We start from the raw sequence: 19,932 nt of genomic DNA on the forward strand, positions 1-19,932 counted from the left end.
CCGATTCCCGTTCCTCAGGCAAACTGCCTGAGGAAGCGCAGATCGTTCTCGAAGAACTGCCGCAAATCATTGACGCCATAGCGCAGCATCGCGAAACGCTCGCCGCCCATGCCGAACGCGAAGCCGGTGTAGCGCTCCGGATCGATGTCGCAGGCGCGCAGCACGTTCGGATGCACCATGCCGCAGCCGAGCACTTCGAGCCATGAACTCGTGCCGTCCTCGCGATCCCAGCGGATGTCGACCTCGGCGCCGGGTTCGACGAACGGGAAGTAGCTCGGCCGAAAGCGCATCTCGAAATCGCGCTCGAAGAACGCGCGCACGAATTCGGCCAGCGTGCCCTTGAGGTCGGCGAAGCTGACATCCTCGCCGACCAGCAGACCCTCGATCTGGTGGAACATCGGCGAGTGGGTCTGGTCCGAATCGCTGCGGTAGACCTTGCCGACCGAGATCAGCCGGATCGGCGGCGTGCGCACTTTCGCGGCGCGGATCTGCACCGGCGAGGTGTGCGTGCGCAAGAGACGCCCGTCTGGGAACCAGAACGTGTCGTGCATCGTGCGCGCCGGGTGGTCCGGCGGAAAGTTCAGCGCCTCGAAGTTGTGCCAGTCGTCCTCGATCTCCGGACCATCGGCGAGTTCGTAACCGAGCCGCGCGAAGATCTCGGTGATGCGATCGAGCGTGCGCGTGATCGGATGCAGGCCGCCACGCCCGGCGCGCCGGCCGGGCAGCGTGACATCGACGCGCTCGGACACGAGGCGCCGATCCAGCTCGATCTTCTCCAGCGCCGCCTTGCGCGCGCCGATCGCCTCGGCGATGCGTTCCTTGGCGCGATTGACCTCGGCGCCGCGCGCCTTCTTCTCCTCGGCCGGCAACGTACGGAGCGCCTTCAGCGCAGCGGTGATGATGCCGTTCTTGCCGAGCAGCGCGACGCGCAGCGCATCGAGTGCTTCGAGCGTGTCGGCACTCGCGATGTCGTCGAGCGAGTGATTGATTTCCTGCAGTGCTTCCATCGCGGACTTTCCAAAAAACCGGGGCGGCAGAAACGAAAACGGGGAGGAGGCCTGGCCTCCTCCCCGCGCTATTCCTCACGACCGATGGTCACGCAGCCAGACTGGCCTTGGCTTTTTCCGCGAGCGCGCCGAACGCCTTGATGTCGTGCACGGCGAGGTCAGCGAGCACCTTGCGATCCAGCGTGATGTCGGCCTTCTTGAGGCCGTTCATCATGCGGCTGTACGACAGCCCGAACATGCGCGCACCTGCGTTGATGCGGACGATCCACAGCGCACGGAAATTGCGCTTCTTCTGCTTGCGGCCGATGTACGCATACTGATGCGCCTTGGTGACCGCCTGCTTGGCGACGCGGAAAACCTTGCGACGCGCGTTGTAGTAACCCTTGGCCTTGCCGAGGATCTTCTTGTGACGACGGTGGGCGATGACGCCACGCTTTACTCGTGCCATGTCTCGTCCTCCTTATGCGTACGGCAGCATGCGGGAGACGCGACCGGCGTCTTCCTTGCGCACGTGGTTGGTCGCACGAAGGCCGCGCTTACGCTTGGTGGCCTTCTTGGTGAGGATGTGGCTCTTGAACGCATGTCCGCACTTGAACTTGCCGGACGCGGTCTTGCGGAACCGCTTCGCAGCGGCCCGGTTGGTTTTCATCTTGGGCATAACACAACTCCGTGAGTGATTTTTCGTTACTGGCGCGAGCGGTGGCCGATGCCACGCTTTCCGTCCTGCTCGTTCCGGTTTGTATGGCCCGGAATCCCGGGCCGGCTCCTGTTTACTTGTGCGTTCGTCCATGAACGAGAGAATCAACAAGCGGTCTTCCTGACCACGGGTGTCACCAAAAGCCCTGCTACTGCTTCTTCTTCGGCGCGATCATCATGACCATCAGGCGCCCTTCCATCCTCGGGTACTGCTCGATCACCGCTTCCTCGGTGATGTCGGCCGCGATCTTCTTGACCATCGCGTCGCCGAGTTCCTGATGGGCCATCTCGCGACCGCGGAAGCGGATCGTGATCTTGACCTTGTCGCCTTCCTCCAGGAAGCGCCGCAGGTTGCGCATCTTGATCGCGTAATCGCCGACGTCCGTGGTCGGGCGGAACTTCAGTTCCTTGATCTCGACCTGCTTGGTCTTCTTGCGCGCCGCGTGCGCCTTCTTCTGCGTCTCGAACTTGAACTTGCCGAAATCCATGATCCGGCACACCGGCGGATCGCCGTTCGGCTGGATCTCGACCAGGTCCAGACCCGCTTCCTGGGCCATGGCCAGCGCCTCGTCGCGCGACAGGATGCCGACCTGCTCTCCTTCGGCGCCGATTACGCGTACTCGCGGAACTCGGATTTCCAGATTCCTGCGGTTCGCTTTGTTGTCGGTGGCGATACGTCAATCCTCCAAGGGGGAATTAGCAGGATGCTGAAAAAGGGCTGTCCTGCCCTTTTCAGCTCAGCGAGTCCGGTACAAGTCCGGACTCGCTTCCGCCGAATCAATCACCAAGGCGATTGATTCGCGTGCGATCCATCCGTGGATCGCGCTCCCGGAACGCCGGATCAGGCCCGTTCGCTCTCGGATTTCAAGCGCTCGACGAAGCTGGCGACCGGCATCGACCCCAGATCCTCACCCGCGCGAGTACGCACGGCAACGGCTCCCGCATCTCTCTCGCGGTCGCCCACGACGAGCAGATAGGGAACCTTGTCCAGCGTATGCGCGCGGATTTTATAGCCAATCTTCTCGTTACGCAAATCCGCCTCGACCCGGAAACCTTGCGCGACAAGGGCTTGCGCGGTTTCAGCCACGTAATCGGCCTGCGCGTCGGTAATATTCATGACCACGGCCTGCACCGGCGCCAGCCAGGCCGGCAGCAGGCCGGCATGGTGCTCGATCAGGATGCCGATGAAGCGTTCCATCGATCCGACGATGGCGCGATGCAGCATAACCGGCCGCCGGCGCTGCGAGTGCTCGTCCACGTATTCGGCGCCCAGGCGCTCCGGCATCATGAAATCCACCTGCATGGTACCGACCTGCCAGGCACGGCCGATCGAGTCCTTCAGGTGGTACTCGATCTTCGGCGCATAGAACGCGCCCTCGCCCGGCAACTCCTCCCATTCGACGCCGGCTGCGCGCAACGCGCGGCGCAGCATTTCCTCGGTGCGATCCCAGAACTCGTCGGAACCGATGCGCTTGTCCGGCCGCAATGCCAGCTTGATCGCCAGATCGGTGAAGCCGAAATCGGCGTAAACCTTCATCGCCTGCAGATGGAACGCGGTGACTTCCGCCTCGACCTGGTCTTCCGTGCAGAAAATGTGGCCGTCGTCCTGGGTGAACGCGCGCACGCGCATGATGCCGTGCAACGCACCGGACGGCTCGTTGCGATGGCAGCCGCCGAACTCGCCGTAGCGGATCGGCAACTCGCGATAGCTGTGCAGGCCGGTGTTGAAGATCTGCACGTGACCCGGGCAGTTCATCGGTTTCAGCGCGTAGGTGTGCTTCTCCGACTCCGTGAAGAACATGTTCTCCGCATAGTTGTCCCAGTGGCCGGACTTCTTCCACAGCGAAACGTCCAGCACCATCGGGCAACGCACTTCCTGATAGCCGCTGCGCTTGTAGACGCCGCGCATGTACTGCTCCACCTGCTGCCAGACCGCCCAGCCCTTCGGGTGCCAGAACACCATGCCGGGGCTTTCTTCCTGCTGGTGGAACAGATCCAGCGCCTTGCCGATCTTGCGGTGGTCGCGCTTCTCGGCCTCTTCGAGCTGATGCAGATACGCGGCGAGGTCCTTGTCGTTGAGCCAGGCCGTGCCGTAGATGCGCGACAGCATCGCGTTGTTGGAATCGCCGCGCCAGTACGCACCGGCGACCTTCATCAGCTTGAAGGTCTTGAGGCGACTCGTGTTCGGCACGTGCGGGCCGCGGCACAAATCCGTGAACTCGCCCTGCGTGTACAGCGACAGCTCCTCGTTGGCCGGGATGCTCTCGATGATCTGCGCCTTGTACTCCTCGCCCTTGGCGCGGAAGTACTTCACGGCCTCATCGCGCGCCATCACCGAGCGCGACACCGGCAGCGCCTCGGCCGCGATCTTCTTCATCTCGGCCTCGATCGCGGCGAGATCCTCGGTCGTGAACTGGCGCTCGAACGCGAAGTCGTAGTAGAAGCCGTTCTCGATCACCGGACCGATCGTGACCTGTGCCTTCGGGAACAGGCGCTGCACCGCCTGCGCAAGCAGGTGCGCGGACGAATGGCGGATGATCTCGACCGCCTCGGGACTTTTCTCGGTGATGATCGAGAGCGTAGCGTCGTGGTCGATCGGGCGACTGGTGTCGACCAGCTGGCCGTCGACATTGCCGGCCAACGCGGCCTTGGCGAGCCCTGCGCCGATCGAGGCGGCGACGTCCTGCACGGTCGGTGCGTGATCGAACTGTTTCTTGCTGCCGTCAGGAAGCGTGATATTGATCATTGAGGCAATCTTTCCGGGAAGTCCGGCCCGAAATGGCCGGTCTGGCTCGGCCGTCACGACGACGACAGGAGCCACGGACAAAAATAAAGGGCGCCAGGCGCCCTTTTTCGGTGGCGACTCTGCGCGGGGAATTCAGCGGTAGAAAGTTCGCGTGCTCATGTCACACCCTCGACCGGCGATTACCCGCGGGCCACCTGTGTCTCTTCCGCGGCGCCTGCTGCACCGCGGCGACAAACGCTAGTGCAGCTACGGCAGCCTGTCAACGGCGGCCGCACCCAGGTTCAGAAGCGCCAATCCAGGCTCAGCGTTGCACTGCGGCCGACCTCGTCGACTTCGGAGCCGTGCTCGCGATAGCGCCGGTCGCCGAGGTTCTCCAGACGCGCCGTGGCGGGCTGGTGCAAATGTCGACGCTCGGCGGATCGATCCCTGCTTGGCGACGAAACCGACATGGCACGGCGAAACCCTCGCGGAAACGAAAACGGCGCGACTCCATGGAGTCGCGCCGTTGTTTCGTATCAAGGTGGTGGGCGGTACAAGGATCGAACTTGTGACCCCTACCATGTCAAGGTAGTGCTCTACCGCTGAGCTAACCGCCCACATTCGCCGCCGTGCCCGGCTGCGAAGGGCGCGCAAGGTAGCACAGCCTCCGCGGCGCGACAACCGCCACGTGCCCCCGCATCAGGCAACGCGGGCGCCTGCGGCCTCGCGGATGCGGCGCCAGACCTGCAGCAGTCGGCCCGGCATGGTCGGCGCCTCCGAACGCGGTGCCTCGACCTCGTGCCGATGCAGCAGGCTCGAGGTCGCGCGCAGCTCCGCATGTCGCTCCAGCGCCGCGATCAGACCGCGGCGCAGCAACTCGCGCGGCGGCGGTTGCAGCAGGAAGCGGAAGATCTGGCCCTCGTTGATCAGGCCGATCACCAGCCGGCTGTCGCGCAGCGGCGATACCACTATGGCCAGCGTTGCCGGCCGCAGCCGCTTGAGCTGCTTGAGCGCATCCGCCACGTCGCCACCGGCGCTCGACAATTGCGCGACGACGACCGCGACCTCGTGTTCGGCCAGCAGTTCCAGCGCGTCCTCCAGATGCACGGCGTGATCGACCCGGACCGCCATCGGCAGCAATTCACGAACCTGGCTCGCGACCGCTCCGGCATCGTCGAGAACGACGATGCGCGCGGCGATCGCGTCCAGCGCCGGCCTGTTCGGCATCGCGATCGGCGCCGCAGCCGCCGCGGCGAACTCGCGCATCGCGATGCGCGCGGCCTGCTCGACGGTTTCGATCAGGTACTGCGCGTTCCACGGCTTCTCGATGAAGCGGTAGATCTCGCCATCGTTCACCGATGCCGTCACGGCATCCATGTCGGCATAGCCGGTCAGCAGGATGCGCATCGTCGCCGGCGAATGTTCGGCGACCGCGCGCAGGACTGCGACGCCGCTGATTTCGGGCATGCGCTGGTCGCTGACCACGACATGCACCGGCTGCTGGCGCACCCATTCGATCGCCTCGCGACCCGAAGTCGTGGCGAGGATCTCGCAGCGGCCGCGGAACAGCATGCGCAGCGAGCGCAGGATGCGCTCCTCGTCGTCGACGAACAGCACGCGCGGCAGCACAGCGCTCATGGCTTGTCTCCGCGCGCAGCGATCGGCAGCACGACCAGGAAGCGCGTGCCGACGCCCGGCTTCGAGGTCGCGCGGATCACGCCGCCGTGCTGCTCGATGATCTGGTGCGAGATCGCCAGTCCCATGCCGGTGCCCTGCCCGATCGGCTTGGTCGTGAAGAACGGATCGAAAATGCGCGGCAAGTCCGCGGCTGCGATGCCCTTGCCGTTGTCCTCGATGACCACCAGCACGCGCCGATCGAGCGCCTGCGTGCGCACGACGATGCGCCCGCCATCGTGCTCGATCGCCTGCGCCGCGTTGCTGAGCAGGTTGAGCAGCACCTGGTTGATCTGCGCTGGCGCGCAGTCGATCTCCGGCAGCTCGCCTGCTTCGAAAGCCGCCGTGACGCCGCGCTTGCGCAGGATGTGCTGGACGATCTTCAGCGCGCTCTCGACGAGCCGGTTGACGTCGGCCTTCTGCATGCCGGCCTGGTCCAGGCGGCTGAAATCCTTGAGGTTGACGACGAGGTCGCCGATCTGCCCGACGCCGTGCACGGTGTCGTCGAGCAGCCCGCACAGATCCTCCAGCGCCGTGCCGTCGACACGCACGCGCAGATCCGCAATTTCATCGAACCGCGCATCGAGATCCGTGCCCGGCTCCGTTTCGCCGGTCAGCGCGCCGATCACTGCCTCCTGGGCGACAACCAGCCGCGCCGCATCAGCGAGCGCGGCGCGCGTCATCTCGACGTTGTTGCGCACGTAGCCGAGCGGCGTGTTGATCTCGTGCACCAGGCCCGCGACCATCTGGCCGAGCGAGGCCATCTTCTCGGACTGCACCAGCTGCAACTGCGAGGACTTCACGCGCGCGTAGGCACGCTCGAGTTCGACCGAGTGCTGGGCGAGGCGATCCTCGACCGCGCGCAACACATCGAGCACGAGGCCGGTGCCGGCGTAACCGTTGTCGTCGACCAGGATGAAGTCGTCGGTGATCGGGCTCTTGATATGCGTGGCGACAGCACGCGCCGCCTCCTCGATCGGCGTTGCCACCGGCAGCACCAGCGGCGCCGCGTTCATCAACGTGGTGATCGGGCGGCGGCCATACAGCTCGCGGCCGTACGGCATCAGGAAGATGCGCATCAGTTCGTAGCGGCTGATCATGCCGACCGGCTTGGAGCCCGCCGCGACGATCGGCAGGCTCAGCAGGCCCGCGTGCGCCGGCTGCAGGAAGAGCTGTGCGACATCGAGCACGCTGGTGTCCGGCGCGACCGGCGTGGTCGCCAGCAAAAGCAGCCCCAGATCGCTCGGTGCGCCGGCAAGGATCGGCGCGGTCGCCTGCAACGGCAGCGCTTGATTCATCGGCATCGGAACTTCGAAAGCGGGCCGCCACGCGCGAATGGTGACGGATTGCCCGAGGCAGCGCAGCCTAGCTGGCGTTGGCGACAAACATGTGACGCCGATCTCAAAAGCGCGTCGTCACCAAGCGAGAAACGGGCTGCCTTCGCCAACGAGGCGCGGATGGCGCGGCATCCGTTCGTCCTTCGATACCTCAGGACGAACGGATGGATGGATTTCGTAGGCACAGCTTCAGCCGCGATGCTCCGAGGATCAATGCAATTCGTGGCAGAAAAGCATCGCGGCTGAAGCCGCTCCTACAGGCGCGATGCTCCTTCAGCGCATCGGCTGAAGCCGCTCCCGCGCCTCAGCCGATCAATCCCTGCTCGCGGACGCGATGGATCTCGTCGCGCAGGCGCGCGGCGTCCTCGAACTCGAGGTCCTGCGCGTGCTTGTACATCTGCGCCTCGAGCTGGCGAATCTTCGCGGCGATCTGTTCCGGCGTCAGCAAGTGGTAGTCCGGTGCGGTTTCGGCGACCTTGCGCGCGCCACCGCGGCCGCGCGTCGGTTCCGATGCTGCATCGAAGCGCGCGCCTTCCATGATGTCGGTGATCTTGCGCACGATCGACTTTGGCGTGATCCCGTGCTCCTCGTTGTATTCGACCTGCTTGGCGCGACGGCGGTCGGTCTCGTCGATCGCGGCCTGCATCGAGCGCGTGATGCGATCGGCGTACAGGATCGCGGTGCCACGCAGGTTGCGCGCGGAGCGACCGATGGTCTGGATCAGCGAGCCGGTCGAGCGCAGGAAGCCTTCCTTGTCCGCATCCAGGATCGCGACCAGCGAGACCTCCGGCATGTCCAGGCCCTCGCGCAACAGGTTGATGCCGACCAGCACGTCGAACTTGCCGAGGCGCAGATCCCGGATGATCTCGACCCGCTCGACCGTCTCGATGTCCGAGTGCAGATAGCGCACGCGGATGCCGTGCTCCGCCAGATAGTCGGTCAGGTTCTCGGCCATGCGCTTGGTCAGCGTGGTGACCAGCACGCGGTCGCCCAGCGCGATGCGCGCATTCGCCTCGGAGAGCAGATCGTCGACCTGGGTGCGCGCCGGGCGCACCTCGACGACCGGATCGATCAGGCCGGTCGGGCGCACCACGAGTTCGGTGATATTGCCCTGCGACTTGCCGATCTCGTACGGTCCTGGCGTGGCCGACACGAATACCGAGCGTGGCGCGCGCTGTTCCCACTCATCGAACTTCAACGGGCGGTTGTCCAGCGCGGATGGCAGGCGGAAGCCGAACTCGACCAGGGTCTCCTTGCGCGAACGGTCGCCCTTGTACATCGCACCGAGCTGCGGAATCGTCACGTGCGATTCGTCCACGACCAGCAGCGCGTCCGGCGGCAGGTAGTCGAACAGCGTCGGCGGCGGCTCGCCGGGCTGGCGCCGGGTCAGGTGCCGCGAGTAGTTCTCGATGCCGTTGCAGTAGCCGACCTCGGCCATCATCTCGACATCGAAGCGCGTGCGCTGCTCCAGGCGCTGCGCCTCGACCAGCTTGTTCGCCTTGTATAGATACTCGAGGCGGTCCTTGAGCTCCAGCTTGATCGTCTCGATCGCGTTCAGCACGCTCTGCCGCGTGGTCGCGTAGTGCGTCTTGGGATAGACCGTGAAGCGCGGGACCTTGCGCAAGGTCGCGCCGGTCAGCGGGTCGAACAGCGAAAGATTCTCGACGTCGCCGTCGAACAGCTCGATGCGCAGCGCCTCGGTCTCCGACTCGGCCGGAAACACGTCGATGACCTCGCCGCGCACCCGGTAGCTGCCGCGACGCAACTCCATGTCGCCGCGCGTGTACTGCAACTCGGTCAGGTGCCGGATCAGCTGGCGCTGGTCCATGTGCTCGCCGCGCGACAGGATCAGTCGCATCGACAGGTAATCCTGCGGATCGCCGAGGCCGTAGATCGCCGATACCGTCGCCACGATCAAGGCGTCCGAGCGCGACAGCAGCGCCTTGGTCGCCGCCAGGCGCATCTGCTCGATGTGCTCGTTGATCGAGGCGTCCTTCTCGATATAGGTGTCGCTGCCCGGCACGTACGCCTCGGGCTGGTAGTAGTCGTAGTAGCTGACGAAATATTCGACCGCGTTGTGCGGGAAGAACTCCTTGAACTCGCCGTAGAGCTGCGCCGCGAGCGTCTTGTTCGGCGCCATCACGATGGTCGGCTTCTGGATGCGCTCGACCACGTTCGCGATCGTGAAGGTCTTGCCCGAGCCGGTCACGCCGAGCAGGGTCTGCTGGGCGAGTCCGGCCTCGAAACCATTGGTTAGGCGCTCGATTGCGGCCGGCTGGTCGCCGGACGGCTTGAACGGGGATACGAGCTGGAAACGGTCGGACATCGATGACTCCATGCAAGCCGCCGATTATAGAGCGTGCCGCGCGGCGGCTTCGGACGAAGCCACACTGCACTTCTGGCACGCGCGTCGGCCAAATTCCTACAAGGCGAGACATCGTCCCGCCATCGTCCGCGGAAGCGCGAATTCCTAGCATGGCCTGGTCGTCAACCGGAGCCTTCGCCATGCGCAAGAACGTCGCCCGCACCCGTGGATTCACGTTGATCGAACTCCTGATGGGCATCGCGATCCTCGCGGTCCTGCTCGCGATCGCCGCACCGGCCTACGGCAAGCTGATCGGCCGCACGCGTGGCCAGACCGCGCGCAGCGCACTCGACACCGCGTTGAACCAGGCGCGCCTGCTGGCGGTCGACCGCGGCGTTCATGTCGTCGTCTGCCCGAGCGAGGACGGTGAGCAGTGCAGTCGCACCACGCAATGGCAGCATGGCTGGCTGGTGTTCACGGACCTCGATCACGACGGCGCCCGCTCGGCTGACGAGCCCATAATCAGCGTTATGCAGGCACAGCCGCCCGGCGTCGCGATCCTCAGCACGACAGGCCGCCTGCGCGTCGACTATCAGCCGGACGGCACCGTCTCCGGCACGAATCTCACGCTGACACTCTGCGACCGTGCCGCCGGCGCGGCCGCCGCAACTTCGCTGGTCATCAACCGGGCCGGCCGTATCCGCAGGGCCACTGCCAAACCGGACGCGGCCGCGGCCTGCCTGCGCACCGCGGGGTGAGGCTTGACGTAGGCGGCCGACGAAAAGACAATACGCGGCTCGCCCGAATAGCTCAGCTGGTTAGAGCACTTGACTGTTAATCAGGGGGTCGTTGGTTCGAGTCCAACTTCGGGCGCCATCTTTTCAAGCACTTGCGCATACTCAGCCGGTGAAATTTCCCGGCCACGTACAATCCCACGTACAAATCAGGGGGCCGGCGACGCCCCTGATCGCACCTGCTGCAGGTGCTGGCGAACACCCTGGCGCTCATCTTCCGGCAACTGGTCGATCGCGTGCGCGGTGTTCTTGATGTGCTCCGCGAGCTGATACTTCTGCCGTTCCGCTGGCGTCGCCTGATCGTACGCGCGCAGCTTGTCCTCGAGCGAGAGCCGCTGGAACTTGGTCACGTACGGATCCTTGCGCGCGCCCTTGCGCGCCTGCGTGATATCCGCGGCTGACATGTCTGTCGTATCCGGCTGCTTGCCGGCGCGCAAGGCGTCCTCGGCCGCGTAGACGCGTTGCAGACGATCGGACTCTTCCGGAGTCCGCGCACCACTGGGCATCTTGTCGTGCGCCTTGTCGCTGACGAATGCCTGGAACGTGGACCGGTTGATATCGCTCGGCGCGGGCGTGATGCCAACGAACGGCAGCGCCTGCTGCGCGAGGCCGCCACCCGCCTGTTCGATATGGGCCCGGTTCTGGAACGCGTACGGCTCGACGCTGCGACCGAGATAGTCGGCCACCTGCCCGGCCGCCTTGGTCCACGGATCATCCGGATTGACGATCTCGGTGCCGTAGAAGTCCTTGTTGTTCAGGAGTTCGGCGATCATCGAGAACGACGGGTGCAGCTTGTGTTCGATGGTCGTGACCGGATGCGTGGCGAACCCGAACTCATCCTTCACGTACGACGGGAAACTGATGCGCTCCTCGGAGCCGTCGGGATTCTGCCGGCCCGTCTTCGGGAAGAAGTAGTCCTTGAGTTCGGCCGGTGCCTGACCGGTCAACAGGTACTGCGTGGCCGCACCCAGCGCGCCGATGCCGGCGTTCAGCGCGATCAGGTAGGACAGCCGTCCGGTGACGCGCGCCATCGTGGCATCGGTGATCGTACCGGCCTTGTCCAGCGGCGCAACCAGCTTCTCCGGATCGAACAGGCGCTGGGCATCCTTGAGGCCGCCGAAGATCACGTTGCCCGTACCCACGTTCCAGCCGACCGACTGGATCGACGCCTGCGCGATGTCCTTGACCGTGCGGTTCCAGAATAGGTTGTCGTACGCCATCTGGCCGAGACGGTCATCGACCTGGTCGACCACCTTGCCCATGATCTGACGCAGCGCGTCCGGGTTCATCGCCTGCACGATGCCGGCGTAGTCGCCCTTCTGCTTGCCGAGCTGCTGCGCCACGCGATCGAGCTCGAACTTCGCCAACAGCGCGCGCGCGGCCATCTTCTGCGCCGGCACCAGGTAGTGCGCGATCGGCCGCATGGCGCCTTCCAGAAGGCCGGGCAGCGCATTCAGCGCCGTGCCCTTCATGTCGCCCATGCGGATCGATTTGCGCAACGTGTCCCACGAATTATTGATGTCGGTTGCGTGCATGCGCCCGCGCGCGCCGCCTTGCTGCAGGGCTGACAGGATTGCCGCGGTGTTCGGGTCCGCTGCCGCTTCGCCATAGAACTGCTTGAGCAGCTTCATGCCTTCGATCGGCGAATGGATCGGCGATACGATGGCCTTGCCGAGCATGCCGAGCGCGCCACCCACGTCGCCTTCGAGCGCCTTGCGCATGGCGACATCAAGATGCGACACCAGTGTGTCCGTTGTCGTGAAGCCCGCATGGAATGCGGAGAGTCCGAGTCGCGCGGACAGCAGCAGATTTTGTGCGTAGCGGAAGTTGCGCCATGCCCCGAACTGCTGCAGGCCGGGCGCGAGGTAGTTGTTGATGTCCTTCGCGATCAGCGTCGGCACGGCATAGGAGCCCTGCAGGCCGCCGGCGATCTGGAACGCAGGATCGTCGACGCGCGCGAACCCTTCCGGCGGCCGCTCGCCAGCGGCCAGCTTCAGCGACCAATGACGGTCCTGCAGTTCCTTGCTGAACTCGCGCATCGCGATGAACTTGTCCATCTGGTCGAGCTTGGCCAGCGCCAGGTCGACCGGGTTCGTCGAGATCGGTTTCAGACCGCTGTCCATGCCTTCGGCGATCGTGCCCCAGTAGCGTTGCTTCAGGAACGCCTTGTTGCCCTCCAGCGGCCGTTTCGCGGCGACGGAGGCATAGAACGACTTCGCCTTGGTCGGGTCTTCCCACAGGTGCGGGAAGTAGTTCTGGATGACGTGCTCGAGCGCGCCCGGCGCGAGGTCACGAATCTTCGCGATGCGCTGATTGAACGCCTGCTGCATGTCGTTGAAGAATGCCCGGGCATCCGGATCCTTGACCTCGCGCCCGGTCTCCCACTCGTTGATGCTGCGCAGGTTATCGGTTTCTGGCTGCTTGTCGAATCCTTCGCGCGCCGAATCGAACGCCGCGCTGGCGGTGCCGCGGTCGCGCTCCAGTTTCGCCCACATATTGCGCAGGCCACCACGGCCGATGTCGCGCTGGCGCAGCGCTTCGGTGGTCGCGGCCTTGATCGCCTCGCGGTCCTGACCGGACAAGCGATCGCGGTACTGCGCCTTTGATTCACCCGGGGCTCGTGGTGACGCCGGTTCCGCGGCCTTTTCCCGCGGCTGATCCTCGACCGGCATCTCGTCGGCGGTGGCGGCACGGGAGAACTTCGGCGAACTATCCAATGCAGCGTTCCGCTGATCACGGCGGAAGTTGCGAAGGTCATCCGAAGTGCGTAGAGTTTGTTCCTGAGGCTCTTGGCTTCCTGGTTCCACGGTGCGATTCAGCGCATCGTCTGATCCCAGGAAACTAGGGGCCTTTTCTTTGTCTGCGTATCGCAGCCGGCCAGCGGCAACCTGATCCGCCGCCCATGTGTCACCTTCTTTTCCATAAGCGCTCGTCAGCACATGTACTTCCACATGTGCTTGCTTTCCATCTGGATGAATAGTGGCGACGATGGGATGCCCGTTCGCATCTTTCTGCGTCGTGACCACGACCAACGACTTGTCCTTGGTCGCGGAATCGAAGATGGCAACCGGCTCATCCAGCGTTTCTGGAAGACGTGCAATCTGCCGCTCCGTGAGCGCAGGTCGACTTCCGCCTTTGCCGGTCGCCAGTTTGAACAATACGGACGGCGGCATTCGCATCGACAGGTCGCGCAGCCCCAGCATCCGCAGTACCGCAGGAGTACGGCCCATCTCTAGCATCTCGCCACGCGCATCGCCTGACGCAAGACGCTCTCGCACCTGATCAGCGAATGGTTTCTGCACGGCCCTTGAGAATCGGATATCCGGATTGTTGCTCTCGAACGTGCCGCGGTTCTCGCCAGCCGACTTGATCTGCTCCGGCTTGAACGCGATCCAGGTCTTGGCATCCTTGATGCGGATGCCGTCGTATCCTTCCCGCTCCAGCTTCGCGCGCAGTGCGCGCGCCTGCGCCGGATCGTCGATCGCATGCGCCTGTTCCAGCGTCATCGCATACGGCTTCTTGACAGCCAGATAGGCGTCGACCACGCGCTCATCTGCGGGACGGCCATCGGCCGCTTTCTCCGCGTAGCGATCGGCGAGCTTGCGATCCTCGGTGAAGAAGTGGCCAAGCGGTGTGGTGGAATGCTCCGTCGCCGTGCCGGCGTGTTGCGAATCGAACACGTGGAACTCTTCGCCGGTGCCGTGATAGACGACCTGCGGCTTGCCCTCACCGTCAACGACCTTGCTGGCGCCGAAGAAGCGCTGAAAGAACGGCGATTCGGTGCCCTTCTCGCGCCAGGCCTTGGCCGCCGCGGCGATGCGATCGGGCATGCGCGCCTCGGCACCGTTCAGGCCGGCTTCCTCAACGCGTGAGAACGCAGGCGCTTCGCTGACCGGCTTGGCCTCCGGCATAAGCGCCTGCTCGGGACGCTGCCCGGCGAACAGTTCGCCGTCGCCTTCGCGCATCGGCACGGCGCGCTGGCCGGCGCCCGTCAGTTCGGCATCCTTGGCGCGCACCGCCGCGTCGACGTGCTCGCGTGCGGTCGCGTCGCCGAACAAGTCGCCGCTAGCGCGGTCGCCTTTCGAGAACGCCATGCGCTGCACGAACGCGCGCCGCAGGTCCGCCGTCTTCTGGCCCTTGAGATAGGTGTCTGACTTGACCAGCAGCTGCCGCAGGTCCGCCTCGCTGAGCTTCACGTCGAAGCCGATCGACCGCAGGAACTGCTTGACGGCCGTGACGATGCGATCCGACAGCGCGTTGCGCACGCCCCGCTCAGCCATGACCGCCACCGTCTCCGCGGCGCGCGTGGTGGGGTCCGCGTTCGGATAACGCTTGTCGACCTCGGCAAAGACCTTGCGCATCGCTTCCGACGCGTGGCCGCGCTCGCGCAGCGCGTTCACGTCCGCGACGAACTGACCCCACTTCTCCTTGCCGACGATGCGCTCGACGCCGTAGTGCCCGACCGCCTCATGCGCCAGCACCTGCAGCGCACGGGTCTTGTTCGGCAGCGCATCGGCGAACAGGTGGATCGTGCCGCGGTGCACGGCGCCTTCGATGTCGGTACCGAATCCCTCCGCATTGCGGATTTCTGCGGGTGCATCCGCGTGGCGCTGCCACACCTTGATGGGCGGTGCGTTGTCGCCCCACTTAGCACGAACCTCGCGCGTCCAATTCTCGACGTCGACACGCGTGCTGCCGCTCGTCGTCCCGCCGTCGCGCTTGGCCGACACCAGCAGCGGCGATTCCTTCGCCTCCCGCAGTGCCTCGCCGTGCGCGATGGCATCGTGCATCGCTTCGGCATCGCGGTAGCCGAGTTCGCGCGCCAGCCGTTCGTCGTGCTCCTGCTCGCGCTGCATGTGCTCGATGCCGGCGATGCGGCCCTGCGTCTCCTGCCCGCGCTCGGTGTAGAACTTCTTGTCCTGATTGAGCGATGCCATCACACGGTCGACGGCGTCGTTGGCCTCGCTGCTCGGCACACCGTCAGCGCTGTCGGGGGGCAGAAACCCGCGCTCGACCATCGCCTCACGCAGCGCATCCGGCGTCATGCCGCCTTCTTTGCGGAACAGCGGTTTACCGAAGAAGCGCTGGTTCTGGGACTGCGCGCGTCGCGTGTTCCAGGCGTCTGCGCTGACGCCCTGCTTCTCGAACGCGGCGCGATTCAGTCCGCCGTGCAGCGCCGCGAAGTCGAGCAGATCGTGCCAATGCTCGTTGAAGTGGCCGGGGCCGAAGGTGCGGCCGCGCTTGACCGGCAGCGGCGGCAGGCCGAAGGTTTCCGGATGTTCGCGCGGGTCGACGTCAAGCGGCAGCGCTCCGGATCGGCCGGTGTCGGCCGGCGACTCTACTGCTGCGGCGGCGGAATCGTTCCCGGCGCCGGGTTGCCCGGCTTCGGCGCGCTCTGGCTGACGCGGTTCAGCATCGCCTGCACCTGGCTCGCTACCGGATCCGCGGTCGGCTGCGGCGCGGTCGTCTGCGGATCGGTCGGTGACGGCGCGGTCGCCTGCACCGCGCTCCGGTACGCCAGCTGGTCGTTCGCCAGATCCTGCATCAGTTTCTGCTGCAGCGCCTGCGGGTTGTCCTGCAGGTGACTCAGCCCCAGCCTCGCCAGTCGGTTCGGGGTGCTCATAGTCGCCTCCGTTCTTTCGGTACTCTACCAGACGATCCGCAGCGCGAAACGTGTCCTTGAGCGGCGTGTTTGGCTCGATGCCCGCGACGCCGAAGTGAAAGCCGAAGCCGGGCGCGCGATCCGCCTTGGAGTGCGGAAGATCGGTCAGGCCCCGTTCCGCCGCCATCTCGGCCACGTCCTGCCGCGCCTGGTTCATCGCCTCGTGGATTGCGCTGGCGTCGGCGCCGCCCACCACGAACCCCACCTCATCGCCGCCCTTCCGGACTGGCGTCACGGCGGCGCCGATGTCGGCGAGGCGCTGGTGCATGGATTCAGTCGCCGCACGGTAGACCTCGTCAGCCCCACTCGCGCCGAGTCGGTTGTTCAGCCCGGCGAGATTGGTCAGGTCCGCTTCAACGTAAGCAGCGGGCTTGCCCGTCTCAGCGGTCCACTGCTGCGCGCGCTCCGCGGCGGGGTCGAGCTGACTCGCCTCGTAGAAGCCCGTGGTGCGGTCGCGCGGGAGCGGTCGGTGGAGTTCGTCGCGGAGACTGCTGACGGTCTCCGGGTCGAGGTGGCGAGCACCGGCGACGCGCTCAAGGCGACTCTGGAAATCCTGCTCGTGCGATTCATCGGGGCTCAGCAGCCTGTCTTTTGCGGGTGTACCATTCGCAGATGGACCTTCTTGAAGCGCTTTCGATTCTTGACCGCTATCCGGTCGGACATCCGTTGCAGCTTGAGGCGCAGGCTGTGCTGAATCGGGCACAGTCGGATGCGCTTCAGGTGCTTGCGGCGGCGCGCTCGCTTGGGATCGATCCTGATCGGCCGGTGCCGGCCCCGACGACGGGGATGGAGATTCTGGCGCGCGAATGGCGTCCGCAGCGCTAGCCAGCGTGCCCGGCCCAGCAGGCGCTTCGTTCGGCAAGGTTCCACGTGACGCCTCTGCCTTCGGCAGGCTCGCGTCGATGGTGTTTGCGGCATCCGCCAGCGTGCCCGGCTGCGCGTCGGGATAGCGCACGGGTGCGGGCTGGTCGAGGCCGGGGCCGCCGAACGGCTGCCCAAGCGTGCGATCGCCCTTGTTGACGAGCGTCCGGCCTTGCGCATCCGTGATGAAGTCGGGTTCCAGTCCCAGCTGCTTCGGTGCGACCTGCTGCGGGGGCGGAACGTTGGGCGCTTGCTGATCCATGCCCGGGCCGCCCGCCGGAACCGGCTGACCGAGTGTCTGATCGCCCTTGTTCGCGACGGTGCGGCCCTGCGCATCGACGATGAAGTCCGGCTCGTGACCGAGCGCCAGCGGTTCCGGCGCAGGCGCCCGTTCCGGTATCGGAATGCGGCGATGGAGAAGAGCGCCGGCAGCACCAAACGCGAGCGCAGGGAGCGCGCCGCCGGCGATGGACGTCAGGGAATTGGGTAGCAGCGGGCCTTGTTCGCCAGTAACCGATTGCGCACCGGCATTCGAAGCGGCTTCTTGCCCGGCATTGAGACCGCCGAAGATGGGAGCGTCGACCGCTGCGCGCGCGAGGAAGTTGCGTGTGAGCGTTGGCGTAGCGCCCGACAGCGCCTTGATGGCGCCTTCGACGGGCTTGCTGCCGGGAATGGCACCGAACGCGGCGCCGACGCCCGCGGCGGGCAGGAACGCCGCCTGCGCCGCTTCCTGCGCCAGCTGCTCGCGCGCGGCGTCGGGCGCGGTTCCGCCGGCGATCTTCGCCTGGTAGCCGGGCAGTTTCGCGAGATCATCCGCTGGCATCGCGCGGATGCGATCGCGTTGGTCCTCAAGGGCTTGACCACCGGCCTGAGCGCCGAACAAGGCCGCGCCAGCCACGGGAGCGAGTGCTCCATCGGTCGCGGCCGCGCCGGCGATGGCCGGTAGCGTGGTCGCAAACCCGCGGATCAGTGTGTGTCCTACCCCGTTCTGGTTCGATGGATCTTCACTGCCGACGATGGACTGCGACGCGTTCTGGAGCGCGTCTGCCGGGCGATCCAGCAGATTGGGCAGCGCGGCCTTCGTCCCGGCACCCTGGTTGAACGCATCCAGCGTTGGATTCACCGCCCGCTGAGCGAGCCCACCGACGCCGCGGAGCAGCTGGCCGGTACCGCTCAGCAGTCCGGCCGGGATGTCCTTGGCGTAGTCGATCGCCGAGCGTCCGAGGGAGGGCTCTGCCGACGCGGCCGGCGTGCGCGTGAGCTTGGCAGTCGTCGGGTCGAAGCGATCGAAGGGATTCGGGCTCGCCACGGGCGCTGCCGACGTAGCGGAGGCGTCGAACTGATCGAACGGATTGTCGGCCATGATCAGCTGCCCAGTGTTTTCGCCGCGGCTCCGGGCCCGTACTTCTGATCAAACTTGTCACGATAGGACGGGTTCTGTCGCAGGAATTCAGCAGCCTCCTTCGGCGGACCGGACCCGGTGAGCTGGCTGCTTTGGCCGCCCTGCGATTTGCCTGTCGCTCGCTGCATCGCCATCTGGTGAATCTGTTCTTCCGACATGGCAACCTTGGCCGGATTCTTGACAGCATCCTCGGACTGACTCTTGTTGAAAGCGGGGTTGTCGATCTGCGGCGGACTGGCCATCGAGGTCTTGTAGATCGTGTCGTACATGTTCTGCTGTTCCTTGCTCAGACCCATCCCGCCCGGCGTTATCGAGAACGGCTTGTCATCCGCGCCCGTGACGGGGGTCGCCTTCGTGCCGTTCAACGCGACATACTGGCCGGTCGCGGGATCGACCACGTAACGGTCGCTGTTCGACCGGGTCATGGCGTCGCGGGTCAGAGTGAACTGGTTCTGGCGCTGCGCGGCGGTGCCCGCATCGGCGGAACGCGCGCCCTCAAGGGCCAGCTCCTGATTGCCGCGCTGATCGCCTGCAGCCAAACCGGCGCGGGTTTGATAGTTCGCCTGAACTCCGCTTAGCAGATGATTGATAGCGTCCTGCGCCGGCGAGCTACCGCCACCGCCGTAGCGGCTGGCCGTGCGCTGATTGCTCAGGCCGACCATGGCATTGCGCGCCGCGTTGCCGAGCACGGAACGCGGATCCTGATTGATGATCGACGCGATGTCGCTGGCGTAGTCCTGCTGTGCGTTGGCGAGCTGCCCTTGCGGCGACAGCGCCGGGCGGCTCAGCGCCGGCGCGGTACCGCCGGAACCCAGCGAGACACCTGCGGGCGCGTCGCCGAGCGCGGGCGTTCCCGCCAGCAGATTCTTGCGCGCCAGCGCATCGTTGCCACCGCCATTGAAGCTGAAGCTGTTGCCGCCGCCGAGGTCGACCGTGCGGCCGGGTTCGGCACGCGCAGCCGCGGCAGCGCCTGCCAGATTGTTCTGGCTGCCCGTGAGGGCCGGCTGCGCGGCGTTCGACAGCGATGCGGGTGGCCCGGACTCCGCTGCAAGCGGTGCCGATGCGGCCGACGCACCAGTATTCGATGCAGTCGGCAACGTGGCCGCGCCGGCCGCGGCAATCGGCGACGGCGTCACGAGTCCGGCCCCCTTGGCGAACTGGCCCAGCGGTTTCGCCACGGCACCGGCCAGCGTGCTCGCCGTGTCGAGCGCGCCGGTCACCAGCCCGCTGGTCGCATTGACCGCCGAGCGCGTGCGTTGTCCGAGTTTTTCCGCGGCCGGCAGATCCGTGTCCGAACCGCCTGCCGCGTTGGCGAAGTTGGCGGGGTAGTCGGTCATGCCGGGAACGGCGGCGCGCTTCAGTTTGGGCGCGCCCGCCAGTCCGACCGAGCCGGTCATGACATTGCCATCGGCGTCGGTCATGTCGTTGCGGCCGAGCGTCGCGTCGTTGGGATTGAAGGCCATGGAAAA

11 protein-coding genes and 2 tRNA genes are annotated in these 19,932 nt (G+C 65.7%); 2 read left to right on the forward strand and 11 right to left on the reverse strand.

Annotated elements, in window-relative coordinates:
* Positions 1-14: 14 nt before the first annotated feature.
* From ABD002_RS15845 to uvrB, 9 genes are all read right to left on the reverse strand, one after another.
* The gene (locus ABD002_RS15845) at positions 15-1,007 is read right to left on the reverse strand and encodes a phenylalanine--tRNA ligase subunit alpha (protein WP_343792806.1); all 993 of its coding nucleotides are present in this window, start codon (positions 1,005-1,007) and stop codon (positions 15-17) included.
* 88 nt (positions 1,008-1,095) lie between these two features.
* Positions 1,096-1,455, reverse strand: a complete 360-nt coding sequence (gene rplT / locus ABD002_RS15850; protein ID WP_343792808.1) for a 50S ribosomal protein L20 — start codon at positions 1,453-1,455, stop codon at positions 1,096-1,098.
* A 12-nt stretch (positions 1,456-1,467) separates the two neighbouring features.
* On the reverse strand, positions 1,468-1,665 hold the full coding sequence (gene rpmI / locus ABD002_RS15855; RefSeq protein ID WP_182532429.1) for a 50S ribosomal protein L35: 198 nt from the start codon (positions 1,663-1,665) through the stop codon (positions 1,468-1,470).
* A 187-nt stretch (positions 1,666-1,852) separates the two neighbouring features.
* Entirely contained in the window at positions 1,853-2,377 is a 525-nt protein-coding gene (gene infC, locus ABD002_RS15860; protein WP_343793310.1) for a translation initiation factor IF-3, read from the reverse strand.
* Positions 2,378-2,544: 167 nt separating this feature from the next.
* Complete coding sequence (thrS, locus tag ABD002_RS15865) at positions 2,545-4,449, reverse strand: threonine--tRNA ligase (RefSeq protein ID WP_343792811.1); 1,905 nt, start codon at positions 4,447-4,449, stop codon at positions 2,545-2,547.
* A 521-nt stretch (positions 4,450-4,970) separates the two neighbouring features.
* A tRNA-Val gene (locus ABD002_RS15870) sits at positions 4,971-5,045 on the reverse strand.
* Between the two features lie 82 nt (positions 5,046-5,127).
* A complete protein-coding gene (locus ABD002_RS15875) occupies positions 5,128-6,066 on the reverse strand; it encodes a response regulator (protein ID WP_343792813.1) in 939 nt (312 codons plus the stop codon).
* Positions 6,063-7,406, reverse strand: a complete 1,344-nt coding sequence (locus tag ABD002_RS15880) for a sensor histidine kinase (RefSeq protein WP_343792815.1) — start codon at positions 7,404-7,406, stop codon at positions 6,063-6,065. The genes ABD002_RS15875 and ABD002_RS15880 overlap by 4 nt, the downstream gene beginning before the upstream one ends.
* 337 nt (positions 7,407-7,743) lie before the next feature.
* On the reverse strand, positions 7,744-9,765 hold the full coding sequence (gene uvrB, locus ABD002_RS15885) for an excinuclease ABC subunit UvrB (protein ID WP_343792817.1): 2,022 nt from the start codon (positions 9,763-9,765) through the stop codon (positions 7,744-7,746).
* Positions 9,766-9,944: 179 nt separating this feature from the next.
* Between uvrB and ABD002_RS15890 the strand changes: the two genes are divergently transcribed.
* Complete coding sequence (locus ABD002_RS15890) at positions 9,945-10,502, forward strand: GspH/FimT family pseudopilin (protein ID WP_343792819.1); 558 nt, start codon at positions 9,945-9,947, stop codon at positions 10,500-10,502.
* Positions 10,503-10,543: 41 nt separating this feature from the next.
* A tRNA-Asn gene (locus ABD002_RS15895) sits at positions 10,544-10,620 on the forward strand.
* A gap of 67 nt (positions 10,621-10,687) precedes the next feature.
* Here ABD002_RS15895 and ABD002_RS15900 read toward each other — a convergent pair.
* Together ABD002_RS15900 and ABD002_RS15905 are read right to left on the reverse strand one after the other, a co-directional pair.
* Complete coding sequence (locus tag ABD002_RS15900) at positions 10,688-18,424, reverse strand: ADP-ribosyltransferase-containing protein (RefSeq protein WP_343792821.1); 7,737 nt, start codon at positions 18,422-18,424, stop codon at positions 10,688-10,690.
* A gap of 2 nt (positions 18,425-18,426) precedes the next feature.
* On the reverse strand, positions 18,427-19,926 hold the full coding sequence (locus ABD002_RS15905) for a hypothetical protein (RefSeq protein ID WP_343792823.1): 1,500 nt from the start codon (positions 19,924-19,926) through the stop codon (positions 18,427-18,429).
* Between the last annotated feature and the right edge of the window lie 6 nt (positions 19,927-19,932).

The organism is Dokdonella soli, from assembly GCF_039523175.1.
Taxonomy (GTDB): domain Bacteria; phylum Pseudomonadota; class Gammaproteobacteria; order Xanthomonadales; family Rhodanobacteraceae; genus Dokdonella_A; species Dokdonella_A soli.

Bases quoted from the DNA above. Each gene is read 5' to 3' on its own strand.
- thrS (WP_343792811.1), bottom strand. From the start codon at position 4,449: ATGATCAATATCACGCTTCCTGACGGCAGCAAGAAACAGTTCGATCAC.
- rpmI (WP_182532429.1), bottom strand. From the start codon at position 1,665: ATGCCCAAGATGAAAACCAACCGGGCCGCTGCGAAGCGGTTCCGCAAG.
- ABD002_RS15875 (WP_343792813.1), bottom strand. From the start codon at position 6,066: ATGAGCGCTGTGCTGCCGCGCGTGCTGTTCGTCGACGACGAGGAGCGC.
- ABD002_RS15900 (WP_343792821.1), bottom strand. From the start codon at position 18,424: ATGGCCGACAATCCGTTCGATCAGTTCGACGCCTCCGCTACGTCGGCA.
- ABD002_RS15905 (WP_343792823.1), bottom strand. From the start codon at position 19,926: ATGGCCTTCAATCCCAACGACGCGACGCTCGGCCGCAACGACATGACC.
- ABD002_RS15890 (WP_343792819.1), top strand. From the start codon at position 9,945: ATGCGCAAGAACGTCGCCCGCACCCGTGGATTCACGTTGATCGAACTC.
- ABD002_RS15845 (WP_343792806.1), bottom strand. From the start codon at position 1,007: ATGGAAGCACTGCAGGAAATCAATCACTCGCTCGACGACATCGCGAGT.
- uvrB (WP_343792817.1), bottom strand. From the start codon at position 9,765: ATGTCCGACCGTTTCCAGCTCGTATCCCCGTTCAAGCCGTCCGGCGAC.
- rplT (WP_343792808.1), bottom strand. From the start codon at position 1,455: ATGGCACGAGTAAAGCGTGGCGTCATCGCCCACCGTCGTCACAAGAAG.
- ABD002_RS15880 (WP_343792815.1), bottom strand. From the start codon at position 7,406: ATGCCGATGAATCAAGCGCTGCCGTTGCAGGCGACCGCGCCGATCCTT.